The 809-nt window shown below is 44.1% G+C and carries 1 protein-coding gene; it reads right to left on the bottom strand.

What is annotated here, in order from left to right; translation table 11 throughout:
- Positions 1-680: ATP-binding cassette domain-containing protein (locus A3738_RS15000; protein ID WP_156504282.1), on the bottom strand; the 680-nt coding region annotated here is incomplete at its 3' end.
- Between the last annotated feature and the right edge of the window lie 129 nt (positions 681-809).

Raw genomic sequence — 809 nt, 5'->3', positions numbered from 1 at the left:
CGAATATGACCTCTATCTAACTCGATAATTCCTGTTGCCAAAGACTTGATAAAAGCCCTATCGTGACTCACAAATAACAAAGCACCCTGAAAATCTGACAAGGTCTTTTCCAGCCAACGGATGGCGTTGATATCCAAATGGTTGGTTGGCTCATCTAGTAGCAGCAGATCAGGCTCGCTGATCAAAGCCTGCGCAAGCATCACTCGACGACGCCATCCACCTGATAAAGAAGACATCGGCGCATCAGGTTGGATATTAAACCGCTTTAAAATCTGCATAACGCGATTATCAAACGTCCACCCACCTTGAGCTTCGATACTTGTTTGCAAGCGCTCCATTCGATCCAAGTCTTCGCCACCAGCATCCACTAAAGCATGATACTCGCTCAATAAAGCTCCTAACTCAGGCAAGCCTTGCGCCACAACATCAAAAGCCTTTTGCTCATCAGCATCAGGTAAGTCTTGAGATAAAAAACCGATTTTCAGATTCTTATCAAAAATCACAGTCCCACTATCGGGCTCAGCTTGCTTCATAAGCAAACGCATTAAGGTCGACTTGCCCTCACCATTCCTACCCAACAAACATAAACGCTGGGAGCGCTCTATTGCGAAATCAACTTCATCAAGCAATGGCTTTAGGCCATACGCAAGAGAAACACCTTCAAGGCGAACAATACTCATTAAACAACCACTTAATTTCTACGTTAGCTTTTTCAAAGTGTTCGACTATTCTTTTGAGCACTTTGCAGCGGACACGTATTAGATCATAGCGCGAGAAGATACTAAATGACTGAACCAGCTTTAGACACA

Source organism: Oleiphilus sp. HI0066, assembly GCF_001635725.1.
This window is presented reverse-complemented; position numbering and strand designations above follow the sequence as displayed.